Consider the following 12,571-nt stretch of genomic DNA (forward strand, 5'->3'; position numbering starts at 1 on the left):
TGCGGGACTTCTTCCGGAACTGCGTCTGCACGACGTGCTTCTCCACGCGGTGCGCTCGGCACGTTCGGCTTCAGTCCAACAACCGTGAACGTGCCGTTCGCGAGGGCGCGTACCTCCGACGAACGGCAACGCTACTTGACCGTGACCTTGGCCCCGGCCTCCTGCAGCGACTTCGCCCCGGCCTCCGCGGCCTCCTTGGCCACGCCCGTCATGACCGCCGTCGGGGCGGCCTCGACGACGTCCTTGGCTTCCTTCAGGCCGAGCGCCGGGTTGAGCTCGCGGACCGCCTTGATGACCTTGATCTTCTCGGCACCGGCGTCCTCGAGGACGAGGTCGAACTCGGTCTGCTCTTCAACGGGCTCGGCCGAGCCGCCGCCGCCGCCCATCGGCATCGCCGCCATCGCCATCGGCGCGGCGGCGCTCACGCCCCATGCCTCCTCGAGCTGCTTCACGAGGTCGGCGGCCTCGGACAGGGTCAGGCCGTCCAACTGTTCCTTGATCTTCGTCAGCTTATCCGACATGTCGGTCTCTCCTCGTTTCATCGGCTGGGTGGCCGCGCGTGCGGCCACCGGGTTGTTCGGGTGAACGGATGGGTCAACGGACAGCACGTGCGCATGGCGATCGGCCCGCGGCCGATCCGCCGTTGCGGTCGATCAGGCAGCCGCTTCGTCGCCCTTGCGGACGCGCGCCTGCAGCACGCCGGCGACGTCGCGCATCGGCGCGGACACGACGGTGACGAGCGAGCGCGCCGGGCCGCTGATGACGCCGAGCAGCATCGAGCGCAGCTCGTCGCGCGTCGGGAGCTCGGACAGAGACTTGACGCCCGTGGCGCCCATCTCCTGCCCTTCCATCACGACGCCGCGCATCTTCAGGATCTGGCTCTTCTTCTCGAAGTCGAGCAGCGTCTTGGCCGGCGCGGACAACGCGCCACGCAGCACGGCGATGGCCGTCGGTCCAGTCAACAGCGCCTCAGACGGGGCGCTGAGTCCGGCCACCTCGAACGCGCGCTTGCACAGCGTGTTCTTGATGACGAAGAACGACGCGTCGTCCTTGCGCAGCAACCCGCGCAACTGGCCAAGCTGATCGACGCTCAACCCGCGGTAGTCCGTGACGACGATCGCCGCGGCGCCCTTCAGCTCCTCGGCCATCTTCTGGACGATGACTTCCTTGCGATCCATGGTCAATGGCAAGTTCGGTACCTCCTTTCGAAGAGGTTCGTAGCAGTGATTGGCCTGACGTCGACACCCTGCGGCGGCGTCGCCGGCCCACGAAAACGCCCCCGCGGCCGGAGGCACACGGGGGCGCATGTTGACCGATCGTACGGATACGAGGGCCAGAATGAGCACAATCGTGAGCGTGCCTCGGCAGGCCCCGGCCAATCGGTCGGGATTACGCGCCCCGAAGGGCGCACCTGCGGTCTTCAGCCGCGTTCGAACAGCGAACTCAGGTCCGTCGAGCAGACCCAGATGCGGTTGTCCGTCCGGCCGCGCCGCGTCCAACGGACGCTGCACGGCCCGGCGATTCTATGCGCCGCGCCTGCGAATGCAAGCCGCGCGTCCATCTTGCGCGGAAGGCTAGACGACCATCGCCAGCGTGGCCGGCAGGTCGAGGCGAATGCCCGGCCCCATCGTCGTCGCCAGCGTGGCGTTCTTGACGTACGTTCCCTTGGCGGTCGCCGGCTTGGCGCGCATGATCGCGTCCACCACGGCGCCCATGTTGTCGACGAGCTGATCCACCTCGAAGCTCGCCTTCCCGATCGGGACATGGATGTTGGCCGTCTTGTCGACACGGAACTCGATCCGGCCGGCCTTCAGCTCGCGGACCGCCTGCGCCACGTCCTGCGGCATGACCACCGTCCCGGCCTTCGGGCTCGGCATGAGGCCGCGCGGACCGAGGAGCGGCCCGAGGCGCCCGACGACGCGCATCATCGGCTGTGAGGCGACGATGGCGTCGAACTCGAGCCAGTTCTCGGCACGGATCTTCTCGGCCAACTCGTCGCCGCCGACGAAGTCGGCGCCGGCCTCCTCGGCCTCCTTGACGCTCTCGCCCTCGGTGAAGACGAGCACGCGGACCTGCTTGCCGGTCCCGTGCGGCAGCGCCACAACGCCGCGCACCTGCTGGTCGGCATGCCGCGGGTCGACGCCGAGCCGGATGTGGAGCTCGACGGTCTCGTCGAACTTGGCGAACTTGGCGTCCTTGGCCAGCGCGAGCGCTTCCGACGGCGCATAGCGCCGACCGTGCTCGACCTTGGCGATGGCGGCCTTCTGCTGCTTGCCCATGCGTGCCATCGTCTTAGCCCTCCACGATCTGGATGCCCATCGACCGCGCCGTGCCCTCGATCATCCGCATGGCCTGGTCGATCGTGTACGCGTTGAGGTCGACCATCTTCTTCTCGGCGATGTCGCGCACCTGGCGCTTCGTGAGGCGCCCGGCGCGGTCCGTCAGCGGGTTCGCCGCGCCGCGCTCGACGCCGGCGGCCTTCTTGATGAGGAAGGAAGCCGGCGACGTCTTCGTGACGAAGGTGAACGACTTGTCCTGGAAGACGGTGATCTCGGCCGGGATGATCTCACCCGGCTGATTGGCGGTGCGCGCGTTGTACTCCTTCACGAACGCCATGATGTTGACGCCGTGCGCACCCAAGGCGGGGCCCACGGGCTGACCAGGTGTTGCCTGACCGCCCTTGAGCTGCAGCTTGATGATGGCGGCCACTTTTTGGGCCATCGTGAAACTCCTCTTGACCGTCGCGGATCGGCGCAATCGCCGGCGAGCTGGACGGCCTCTATGACGTACGGCGGCTCGCGTTCGCCTTCGTCGACGACACAATCGGAACGGCTGATGCCGGTCCGACGAACACCCACTTGACTAGACCTTTTCGACCTGCAGGAAGTCGAGCTCGACGGGCGTCTCGCGGCCGAAGAAGTTCACCATCAGCCGGACCTTGCCCTTCTCCATATCGAGCTCGTCGACCACGCCGTGGAAGTCCGTGAACGGCCCGTCCACGATCCGCACGTTCTGGCCGATCCGGAACGTGACGCGCACCGTCGGCTCCTCGGCCTCCATGCGCCGCAGGATCTTGTCGACATCCGACGGCCGGAGCGGCGTCGGGCGCAGGCGGTCCTGCGGGTCGGCGCCGCCGCCGACGAAGCCCGTGACGGCCGGCGTGTTCCGGACGACGGCCCACGAATCATCGGTCAGCATCATCCGAACGAGGACGTAGCCCGGAAAGATCTTGCGCTCGACGATCCGGCGCTGACCGTCCTTGATGTCCACCTCTTCCTCGACCGGGACGACGACCTGGAAGATCTGGTCGTGCATCCCCATCGATTCGATGCGGTGCTCGAGGTTCTGCTTGACCTTGTTCTCGTAGCCCGAATACGTATGGATGACGTACCACTGGGCATCCTCGGGCACCGCCGCGGGCGCGGGTGCCTCGACCACGGGGGCAACGGCCTCGACCGGTGCCTCGTCCTCGGATTTCGCCTTCCGTGCCATGCTCACCTCCGCGGCGCTCGTGCCGCTTGCACCAGCGCCCGGTATCGTTCGACGGACCTCGCCATGGACCCGACAGCGGACGCGATCAGCCGAGGAAGAACTTGAAGAACTGCGAGAACACCGCGTCGATGCCCCACAGGATGCCCGTCATGATCAGCACGACGGTCAGCACGACGATCGTCAGGTTGATCGCCTGGTCACGGGTGGGCCAGACCACCTTCTTCAGCTCGGCCCGCGTATCCATCACATAGGCGCTGAGCCGGCTGCGCCTGATCTCACTGTCCGTCAACTGCTCGGTCACGATCAGACTCCTTGCGCGCGGCAAGCCGGGAGACGGCGCGGCCGCCGACCACCACACGGTGGCCGGCGGCCGCGATTCGGCTGCGGTCGCCGCGCTTGCTACGCGATGATCTTGGTGATGACGCCGGCACCGACGGTGCGGCCGCCCTCGCGGATCGCGAACCGGCTGCCCGCATCGAGGGCCACCGGCGTGATCAGCTCCACGTTCAGGTTCACGTTGTCGCCCGGCATGACCATCTCGGTCCCGCCCGGCAGCGTCGCGCTCCCCGTCACGTCCATCGTCCGAATGAAGAACTGCGGCCGGTACCCGTTGAAGAAAGGCGTGTGCCGCCCACCCTCCTCTTTCTTCAGCACGTACACCTCGGCCTCGAACTTCGTGTGCGGCTTGATGCTGCCCGGCTTGCACACCACCTGGCCCCGCTGCACGTCGTCCCGCCCGATCCCGCGCAGCAGCACGCCGACGTTGTCGCCCGCCCGCCCCTCGTCCAGGATCTTCCGGAACATCTCCACACCCGTCACCACGGTCTTGCGCGTCTCGCCAAGTCCGATGATCTCGATTTCCTCGCCCGTCTTCACGATCCCGCGCTCGACGCGGCCCGTCACCACCGTACCCCGCCCCTTGATCGAGAACACGTCCTCGATCGGCATCAGGAACGGCTTGTCGATCTCCCGCTCCGGCTCCGGCACCCACGCGTCCACCGCGTCCATCAACGCGTAGATGCACTGGTACTCCGGCGCCGTCGGCTCGTTCGACGTGCACTCCAACGCCTTCAGCGCGCTCCCGCGCACGATCGGCGTGTTGTCCCCGTCGAAGTGCTGCGCGCTCAGCAGCTCCCGCAGCTCCAACTCGACGAGCTCCAACAGCTCCTCGTCGTCCATCATGTCGACCTTGTTCAGGAACACCACCATCGCCGGCACCTCGACCTGCCGCGCCAACAGCACGTGCTCCCGCGTCTGCGGCATCGGCCCGTCCGGCGCCGACACCACCAGGATCGCCCCGTCCATCTGCGCCGCGCCCGTGATCATGTTCTTGATGTAGTCCGCGTGTCCCGGACAGTCCACGTGCGCGTAGTGCCGCTTGTCCGTCTGGTACTCCACGTGCGCGATCGCGATCGTGATCCCGCGCTCCCGCTCTTCCGGCGCACGGTCGATCATGTCGAACGCCGTGAAGTCCGCGTACCCCTTCTTCGACAGCGCCTTCGTGATCGCCGCCGTCAACGTCGTCTTCCCGTGGTCCACGTGCCCGATCGTCCCGACGTTCACGTGCGGCTTGTTGCGTACGAACGTTGCCTTGCCCATTGCCTTTGCTCCTGGATCGTAACTACGGTCGCGTGTCGAGTGGGCGGAGAAGGATTCGAACCTCCGAAGGCGTTGCCAGCTGATTTACAGTCAGCCCCCTTTGGCCACTTGGGTATCCGCCCCAAAAACCGTGTTCGGTTGTCGCACCGCACCCTGGCGAACCTGTGCCCCGGCGAACCCTTGCCCGACGCTGCAGAGCCGACGGTCGGACTTGAACCGACAACCTACGCATTACAAGTGCGTTGCTCTACCAATTGAGCTACGTCGGCAGTTCAGCCATACCGGCGCTCGGGCAGCAGTAGCCTGCGGCCGGGGGGTCGCGAAGGGCGAGTATAGGGCACGCTGCGCGGGCGGGTCAAGCGAAAAGGGGTCGATCGAACCGGGGCTTGCGGCCGGAGTCGGGGGGCCGTCGCAGGACCGGGGCGGGCGCGCTGCCGGCACGTTCACTCACCGGGGTCATCCACCCCGCTGCCGCACCGCCTCGTACACCACGATCGCCCCCGACACCGCCGCGTTCAACGACTCCACCTGCCCGCGCATCGGCAGCCGCACCGCCAGATCGCACCGCCGCGCCACCGCCGCCCGCATCCCGCGCCCCTCGCTGCCCACGACGATCGCCAGCGGCCCCGTCAGGTCCGCCGCTGACCACTCGACCTCGCCGTCCATCGCCAGCCCGACGACGCGCACGCCGGCCGCCTTCAGGTCGTCGATGGCCTGCGCGAGGTCCGTTCGGGCGACGGGCAGATGGGCGACGGCGCCGCCCGAGGCCTTGCGAACGGCCGCCGTCACGCCGACGGCAAAATGGTCCGCCAGGACGAGGCCGTGCATGCCGGCCGCCTCCGCGGTGCGGATGAGCGTGCCGAGGTTGTGGATGTCCTGGATCTGGTCGAGAACGAGAACGAACGGCGGCTCGCCGCGTCGGATCGCCACCGCCAGGATCTCCGCCACGTCCACGTACGCCGCGCCCGCCGCCCGCGCGACGACGCCCTGGTGAGCGGTGCCGCCGGCGAGGCGGTCCAGCGCCGGCCGCGGCACATGCCGCACGGAGATGCCCCGCTCACGGGCCACCTTGGCGATCCGGCCGACGACGTCGCCGTGCGCGCCCTCGGCGATCACGACCTCGGCCAGCGCCTGGCCGGCGCGCAGCGCCTCGAGGACGGGGTGGCGGCCGTAGATGATCTCGTCCGCGTCGCTGAAGGCCGGGTCGAGCACGGCGTCGCCGTCGGCCGGGTCGCCGCCCGCCGTGCCGGGGCGGTGCGGGGCGCCGTACTTGTTCGCGTTGCCGGCCTTGTGGGCGTTGCCGGCGCCGCCTGGGCGGGGGTTGCGACGTTGGGGGGGTCGGCGGTCGTTCATCCCAGCCGCCATGTCGTCCCCGTCGGCGAGTCCTCGAGCGCGACGCCGCGCTCGGTCAAGGCATCGCGCAGGCGGTCGGCGGCCGCGAAGTCGCGCGCCGCGCGTGCCTCGTTGCGCAGCTCGATGAGCAGATCGACGAACGTCCCCGCCTCGGCGCCGCCGCCCGCCGACGTGCGGGCGTAACCGCCGTGCAGGTCGTAGCCGAGCACGCCGCCGAGCTGAACGAGCGTGCTCTGCGCATCCGCAAGCGCGTCCGGCCCGACGCCGGCCTCGCGGGCGCGGTTGATCTCGGTCACGAGGCCGAACAGCGCCGCGATCGCGGCCGGCGTCCCGAAATCATCGTCCATTGCGGCGTCGAATTCGGCTTGGGCGGTTGAGGAGGCCGCGGCAAGCCGCACGATGTCGTCGGTCGCCGCGTCGCCGCCGGCGTGGGCCGGCCGCAGCGCACCCCGCAGCCGCGCCAACCCCTTCTCGGCGGCCTCGATCGCGTCGTCCGTCAGCGTCGTCGGGTTGCGGTAATGGCCGCTCTGGACGAAGAGGCGCAGCGCCTCGGGCTCGTGCGCGTCCAGGAAGCTCCGGATGCTCACGATGTTGCCGAGGCTCTTGGACATCTTCTCGTCGCCCACCTGCACGAGCCCGTTGTGAACCCAGTAGCGGCTGAACGTCCCGCCGCAGCACGCCTCGCTCTGGGCGATCTCGTTCTCGTGGTGCGGGAACTTCAGGTCGTCGCCGCCGCCGTGCAGGTCGATCGAGTCCCCGAGGTGCGCGCGCGCCATCGCCGAGCACTCGATGTGCCAGCCCGGCCGCCCGGGTCCCCACGGCGAACTCCAGGCCGGCTCGCCCGGCTTGGCGGCCTTCCAGAGCGCGAAGTCGTGCGGCGTGTGCTTGCCGGGCACCTCGCTCTCGGCGGGCCGCGCCTCGGCCAGGTTGCGGCGCGAAAGGCGGCCGTACGTCGGGAAGCTGCCGACGTCGAAGTAGACGTCGCCGTTCGCCGCGGCGTACGCGTGCTCGCCCGCGATGAGGTCGGCGATCATGGCGACGATCGCCGGCATCTCGCTCGACACGCGCGGGTAGATGTGCGCCGGCAGGAGCCCGAGCCGGTCGATCTCGATCGTGAACTCCCGCGCATAGCGATCCGCAATCTCGAAGGCCGAGACGCCCTCTTCGTTCGCACGGTGGATGATCTTGTCGTCGACGTCCGTGAAGTTCTGGACGTGGCGGACGACGTAGCCGCTGTGCTCGAGGTAGCGACGGATCGTATCGAACACCAGGTAGCTCATCGCGTGGCCGACGTGCGCGCTGGCGTAGACCGTGACGCCGCAGACGTACATCTTGACGACGCCAGGCTCGAGCGTCTCGAACGGCTGCTTGCGGCCGGTGAGCGTGTTGAAGATCTGAAGGGCCATGGCACAAGCCTTTGCGGCATCGACGAGCGGCGCGAAGCGTCAATCATACGCGACGCCGACGGCGAGTCGTCACCGCCGCCGAAAACCCCGTCTTCCCGCGCGCCCCCCGCCCCCATCCTCGCTGCCCGCTCGATCGTTCAAGCTATCATGCCCTCCCGACGCGCCCGCGCCGCCAACGCCGAGCGCACCCTTCGAGGTTCGGTCGCATGCGCCTCGCCCATCCCACACGCGCCGCCGTGCCCGCCGCCCCCGTGGCGACCGTACTGGCCGCCGTCCTCACGCTTGCCGCCGTCGCGCTCGTCGGCGCGACCGCTTCCGGCTCGGCCCACGCCCAGACGCGCCCGGGCAACCTCGAAGCGCTCATGCGCCAGTTCGGCATCGCCAGCTGGGTGCCGAGCTATGCGCTGCAGGCGATCAGCGCCGACGACGAGGTCGTCAGCGTGGCCGACGATGGTCGGTCACTGTGGCTCTCCTTCATGTCGCGGCCGCGCGTCGTGCGCTGGCAGGACGGGGCGCTGTGGGCCGCCGGCGAGATCGACACGAAGGGCGTCTACTTTGCCTACGCGATCGGCGCCGCCGGGGCCGATGTCTGGGCGGTCGGCCACGAGGGCGGCATGGCCCGGCGGACGAACGGCGAGTGGCAGACCGTCGGTCCGGTCTCGCCCGCCGACCTGTACGCCGTCGTCGGCAGCGCCGCGGACGAGGTGTTTGCGGTCGGCTTCGACTACACGACGAACGCCGGCGCGATCGTCCGGTTCGACGGCCGACGCGCCGCGCTCGTCACCGGCCCCAAGCTGGATGGCCGGCTCTTATTCAGCGCGGCGATCGATCCCGCCGGCAACCTCTGGGTCGGCGGTTGCACCGCCGTGGCCGATCCAAGGCCGGTCGCGTGGCGCTATGACGGCTACGACTGGCAGGAGGTGGAGTTGCCGGTCCAGCACGGTTGTCTGACGGACCTGGCGTTCGGCGCCGACGGCCGTGGCCTTGCAGCGGCGGGCAGCGACGTGATGGCCTGGGACGGCGCGCGCTGGACGGCCTTCGGCCTCGCCCCCCCCGCCGCCGACCGCGACGCCAACCCGCCGCGCCCCGATGGCCTGCAGTGGGTGCGCGTTGCGCTCACGGTGCGCCAGACGCTCGAAGGTCCGGCCGTCACCGGCGCGGCCATCGCCGGCCTGCCGACGTTTCGCGGCTTCACGAACGGCGCCGCGCTCTGGCGCTTCGACGGCACGCGCTGGTCGGACACCGCCGTCGACGACCTGGGCTGGAGCGACGCATTCCACCAAGTCGACATCGAGCCGCCGCTGGCCTGGCTCGACCTCACCGCCCGCGGCGACGGCACGCTCGTCGTCGCCGCGTCGCTGCCGAGCGCATCCGGCCAGCCGACGGCGGCCGAGGGCGCGGTCGGGCTGTTCGAGCTGCAGGACGATGCGCTGCGGCTCATCCACCCGCTCGCCGGCCCGACGCCCGGCGACGGATCCGGTGCGCGCACCGGCGCGGCGGCCCTCGGCGGCGACGTCGCGGCGCTGCCTGGGTCGGCCCGTGCGCCCGGCGCCCACTGGCTGGCCTCCGCCCGCGGGACGATGCCGCTCCTGGGCAACGGTGTGGGTTGGGTGGCACCCGCCGCCTTCCGGTTGACCGCGACCGATGCGCGCTGGTTCCTCGAGCCCGGCAGCGCGGACACCGCCTGGGCATGGCGGGTCGAGCCGCGGCCGGGCACCACGGAGCTGCTCGGATGGCGGGACGGGGCGTGGCACGCCGCCGAGTTGCCGGCGGGCGGCGGACCCCGCCAGCTGCGCGACGTCGGCGGCGGGCGCCTCTGGGCCCGGCGGGACAACGAGCTCATGATGTACGACGGGGACGCGTGGAGCCGCGTCCTCGGCGCGCCGCCGCTCGCTGCCGGTGGCCCGGTGTGCGGTGGGGCCGGCGTGAAGTTCGCGCTGGGCGCCGGCTGCGAGGGCTTGGTCGCGCCGTTCGACGCCGCCGTCGGCCCGGGCGGCACCGAGATGGGCTGGGCGGCGGGCGACGACGGAGCGCTGCACCAGTGGCTCGGCGCACGCTGGGCGCCGAACCCGGTTGCGGTCCGCGGAACGGTCCTCGACCTCCAGATGGTCAGCCCGCGCGCCGGCTGGGCGATCGGCCGCGACGACGCGGCGACCCGGCCGCCTGGCACGCCGCGCGGCGTCGTGCTCCGGTTGAACGGCGGGAACTGGAGCGAGGTTTCGGCGCGCGACGTGACGATCCCGAGCGGCGACGGCTCGGACCAGGTCGGGCGGCTGATCGACGTCGAGTGGCGCCTGTTGGCGGCGGTTGACCCGACGGAAGCGCTCCTCTACGGCGTGGCGACGTTCCAGCTGGCGGCCGTGGCCCAGGACGTGCCGGTGCTCGTCCAAGTCCGCGGCGACCGCGCCGTCCTGCTCCTCGAATGCCCGCTCGCCGCGCTCGCCGCCGCCCGCAGCGGGCGCGACACCGACATCTGGCTACTGGATCAGGGCGCGCAGCGCGGCTGCAACCGCAGCCGCAACCCACGCCTCCCGATCCGCCGCGAGCCCGAGCAGCCGGTCGGCGGCTACCAGTCTCTCCTCGGCCACATCCACTGGGCGGCGATGCCGCAGACCGTGTACCTGCCGGTCGCCATCGACCGGTAGAACGTCGGCACCCCTCCCGGCGCTGCGGGGCGGAACGATCTCCGCGGCAGTTACCGCCGCGTCACGAACCGCCGTGCGTACGGCAGATAGATCGTCCCCCCCGGTCCCGACGAGGGGTCCGCCGGCGGCGTCGCCGTGGCCGTCCGTGTCGCCGGCGTGGCGGGCGTGTCGCTCGGCGCCGCGGTCGGCGCCGGCGTCGTCGGCTCGCCGGACGGGATCTGCGTGGCAGCGGTCGGCGAAGGGGTCGGTCGGTCGTCGGTGGCGGAGGGCGTGGCGGGGGGCGTGGCGGAAGGGCCGGTCGTCGGCGTCGGGGAAGCGGTCGAGGTCTGCGTCGCGGGGAGAGTCGCGCTCGGCGGCCGCGGCGTGGGGGACGGGGACGGCGTCGGCGCGTCCGCACGGTAGTCCAGGATGACGCCCTTCGCCCCGACGGCCCAGCCCTCGTCGACATTGCGCATGAACACGGCGTTCAAGTTCTCATCCGGGTCGTCGACGACGCCGACCGGGATCCAATGGTCGTCCAGGAGGTGGGCGATCATCGAGCTGCTGTCGACCTTCGTGCCGACCAGCCAGCCGACGCCGCGGGAAACGAGGTCGATGCCGCGGATCTCCATCGAGGTCACGGGCTGACCGCTCGCCGATCGGACCGGGTAGGCCTTGTTGTCGAACCAGCACGCCGTCTCGGGGTTCGTGTCGTGGCAGTTGCCGTCGTAGTGATTCATCCGGCCGCGCTGGCCGCCGTCCCAGCCGTACAACTGATCGACCATGTCGAGCGCATAGAGGTGGTCCGGCCCCGAGAGGCCGCGCCGCGACCAGTCGGCCGAGCTGCCCTCAGTGCGGAAGAACCAAGCCTCGGCACCGTGCTCGCCGATCGCCCACGCCTCGTCCTTGTTGAGGACGTAGATGTCGCGCAGGTCAACGGCGTTGTTGTTCGGTGCGCTCGTCACCTGCCACTTGCCGCCGTTCGGCCCGTCGATGAACTCCAGGATGAGGCCCTTCAGGTTGTCGAACGCGGCGTCGTTGCCGACGGCCCAGCCATACCACTTGGCCGTCGGCTCGTCGTAGACCATGTTCAACGCGTTGATCGGCGGCGCCAGGCGGTTGATCTTCATGTCGAGGTTGCTCTGCACCCGCCACGCCGTGCCGTTCCAATGGGCCATCAGCCCGCAGCCCTCGTCGAAGTCGACGTCGTCGCGGTCGGCCGGCGTCTTGATCACGCAGTCGCGCTCGAGCCCGCCGCCGCCGGTGTAGCGTGCGGTGACCCAGATGTCGTCCGGGGCGCGGATGAAGACGTCGCGCAGGTCGACGACGTGCGTGCCGTCGCACTGGGCCTCGAAGCTCCGGTCGCGCGTCCAGGCGGTGCCCACGCCTTCGTACTTGGCGATCGCGCACTTGTCGCCGACCGCCATGGCGAAGTACCCGCCGCCCGGCCGCTCGACGCCGTGGACGGCGTTCAGGCCCTGCGGCGTCGTCGCGGCCTGGAAGAGCGGCTTCACCTTGGGGCTGTGCACGGCGCGCCACGTGCCGGCGGGCGACCACGTCGGCAGCGTCGGGGAGGCGGTCGGCGCCGGCGCCTGCGCGAGGGCAAGCGGCTGGACGGCGGGTGCGGCCAGCATCAGTACGAGCGCGATGCACGCTGCAAACACCGCGGCGAGGGGCAGGGCAATGTGCGGCACGCCGAGGAGCACCTTCGTCCGGATCGCACCGGCGGGGCGCGGCACCTGCGGCAGCGGGCGGAACGGGCGGGATGGGTTGGGCATCAAGACCTCAGGGCTCTTAATCTTAATGTAACGTCAAAGTCGACGCCGCTAAGATTGTCGGGCGATTGGGACTGTCGGACGAATTGGAACTGTCGGGTGAATGGGACTGTCGGACGGATGTGCACGAGCCGTCGGCGTTGGGGCGTTCGGCCCGCCGCCGCGCGCCGATGGTGAGGAACACGTGCCGGCGGCGGGTATCCAGACGCGTGAGGGGGGGGCGACCGTTACGCCCGCCTGCAACGCCGGCTTCGGCAAACCGCGCCGGCACGGCCGCAACCTTGGGCAATGCTAGCACGTCGTAGCACTCGACTTTCGGGTG

Annotated in this window: 11 protein-coding genes and 2 tRNA genes; 1 reads left to right on the plus strand and 12 read right to left on the minus strand. The window is 70.3% G+C overall.

The window, feature by feature from the left end; translation table 11 throughout:
* Nucleotides 1–131: 131 nt before the first annotated feature.
* The 11 genes from rplL to IPG72_13005 form a co-directional block, all read right to left on the minus strand.
* The gene (gene rplL, locus IPG72_12955; protein ID MBK6769893.1) at nucleotides 132–521 is read right to left on the minus strand and encodes a 50S ribosomal protein L7/L12; all 390 of its coding nucleotides are present in this window, start codon (nucleotides 519–521) and stop codon (nucleotides 132–134) included.
* Nucleotides 522–653: 132 nt separating this feature from the next.
* Nucleotides 654–1,190, minus strand: a complete 537-nt coding sequence (locus IPG72_12960) for a 50S ribosomal protein L10 (GenBank protein ID MBK6769894.1) — start codon at nucleotides 1,188–1,190, stop codon at nucleotides 654–656.
* Nucleotides 1,191–1,574: 384 nt separating this feature from the next.
* Nucleotides 1,575–2,279, minus strand: a complete 705-nt coding sequence (locus tag IPG72_12965; GenBank protein ID MBK6769895.1) for a 50S ribosomal protein L1 — start codon at nucleotides 2,277–2,279, stop codon at nucleotides 1,575–1,577.
* A 13-nt stretch (nucleotides 2,280–2,292) separates the two neighbouring features.
* Nucleotides 2,293–2,721, minus strand: coding sequence for a 50S ribosomal protein L11 (gene rplK / locus IPG72_12970; protein MBK6769896.1), 429 nt, complete (start codon nucleotides 2,719–2,721; stop codon nucleotides 2,293–2,295).
* 141 nt (nucleotides 2,722–2,862) lie between these two features.
* Nucleotides 2,863–3,492 (minus strand): transcription termination/antitermination protein NusG, encoded by a 630-nt coding sequence (nusG, locus tag IPG72_12975; GenBank protein ID MBK6769897.1) that lies wholly within the window; start codon nucleotides 3,490–3,492, stop codon nucleotides 2,863–2,865.
* 85 nt (nucleotides 3,493–3,577) lie between these two features.
* Nucleotides 3,578–3,736 (minus strand): preprotein translocase subunit SecE, encoded by a 159-nt coding sequence (secE, locus tag IPG72_12980; GenBank protein MBK6769898.1) that lies wholly within the window; start codon nucleotides 3,734–3,736, stop codon nucleotides 3,578–3,580.
* A gap of 155 nt (nucleotides 3,737–3,891) precedes the next feature.
* Entirely contained in the window at nucleotides 3,892–5,091 is a 1,200-nt protein-coding gene (tuf, locus tag IPG72_12985) for an elongation factor Tu (protein ID MBK6769899.1), read from the minus strand.
* 40 nt (nucleotides 5,092–5,131) lie between these two features.
* Nucleotides 5,132–5,213: transfer RNA gene (locus IPG72_12990), tRNA-Tyr, on the minus strand.
* Nucleotides 5,214–5,287: 74 nt separating this feature from the next.
* Nucleotides 5,288–5,360, minus strand: a tRNA-Thr gene (locus IPG72_12995).
* A gap of 187 nt (nucleotides 5,361–5,547) precedes the next feature.
* Nucleotides 5,548–6,444 (minus strand): 23S rRNA (guanosine(2251)-2'-O)-methyltransferase RlmB, encoded by an 897-nt coding sequence (gene rlmB / locus IPG72_13000; protein ID MBK6769900.1) that lies wholly within the window; start codon nucleotides 6,442–6,444, stop codon nucleotides 5,548–5,550.
* Nucleotides 6,441–7,850: a cysteine--tRNA ligase gene (locus IPG72_13005; protein MBK6769901.1), complete on the minus strand. Its 1,410-nt coding sequence runs from the start codon at nucleotides 7,848–7,850 to the stop codon at nucleotides 6,441–6,443. Before IPG72_13005 ends, rlmB begins: the two co-directional genes overlap by 4 nt.
* A gap of 206 nt (nucleotides 7,851–8,056) precedes the next feature.
* On the opposite strand from IPG72_13005, the gene IPG72_13010 reads away from it, so the two are divergent.
* A complete protein-coding gene (locus IPG72_13010) occupies nucleotides 8,057–10,495 on the plus strand; it encodes a hypothetical protein (protein MBK6769902.1) in 2,439 nt (812 codons plus the stop codon).
* 50 nt (nucleotides 10,496–10,545) lie between these two features.
* Here the strand turns inward: IPG72_13010 and IPG72_13015 are convergent, their stop codons facing one another.
* Entirely contained in the window at nucleotides 10,546–12,252 is a 1,707-nt protein-coding gene (locus tag IPG72_13015; protein ID MBK6769903.1) for a hypothetical protein, read from the minus strand.
* Between the last annotated feature and the right edge of the window lie 319 nt (nucleotides 12,253–12,571).

Source organism: Candidatus Avedoeria danica, assembly GCA_016703025.1.
GTDB lineage: Bacteria > Chloroflexota > Anaerolineae > Epilineales > Epilineaceae > Avedoeria > Avedoeria danica.

Bases quoted from the DNA above. Each gene is read 5' to 3' on its own strand.
- IPG72_13015 (MBK6769903.1), bottom strand. From the start codon at position 12,252: ATGCCCAACCCATCCCGCCCGTTCCGCCCGCTGCCGCAGGTGCCGCGC.
- rplL (MBK6769893.1), bottom strand. From the start codon at position 521: ATGTCGGATAAGCTGACGAAGATCAAGGAACAGTTGGACGGCCTGACC.
- IPG72_12965 (MBK6769895.1), bottom strand. From the start codon at position 2,279: ATGGGCAAGCAGCAGAAGGCCGCCATCGCCAAGGTCGAGCACGGTCGG.
- IPG72_13005 (MBK6769901.1), bottom strand. From the start codon at position 7,850: ATGGCCCTTCAGATCTTCAACACGCTCACCGGCCGCAAGCAGCCGTTC.
- rplK (MBK6769896.1), bottom strand. From the start codon at position 2,721: ATGGCCCAAAAAGTGGCCGCCATCATCAAGCTGCAGCTCAAGGGCGGT.
- IPG72_13010 (MBK6769902.1), top strand. From the start codon at position 8,057: ATGCGCCTCGCCCATCCCACACGCGCCGCCGTGCCCGCCGCCCCCGTG.
- tuf (MBK6769899.1), bottom strand. From the start codon at position 5,091: ATGGGCAAGGCAACGTTCGTACGCAACAAGCCGCACGTGAACGTCGGG.
- rlmB (MBK6769900.1), bottom strand. From the start codon at position 6,444: ATGAACGACCGCCGACCCCCCCAACGTCGCAACCCCCGCCCAGGCGGC.
- secE (MBK6769898.1), bottom strand. From the start codon at position 3,736: ATGGATACGCGGGCCGAGCTGAAGAAGGTGGTCTGGCCCACCCGTGAC.
- nusG (MBK6769897.1), bottom strand. From the start codon at position 3,492: ATGGCACGGAAGGCGAAATCCGAGGACGAGGCACCGGTCGAGGCCGTT.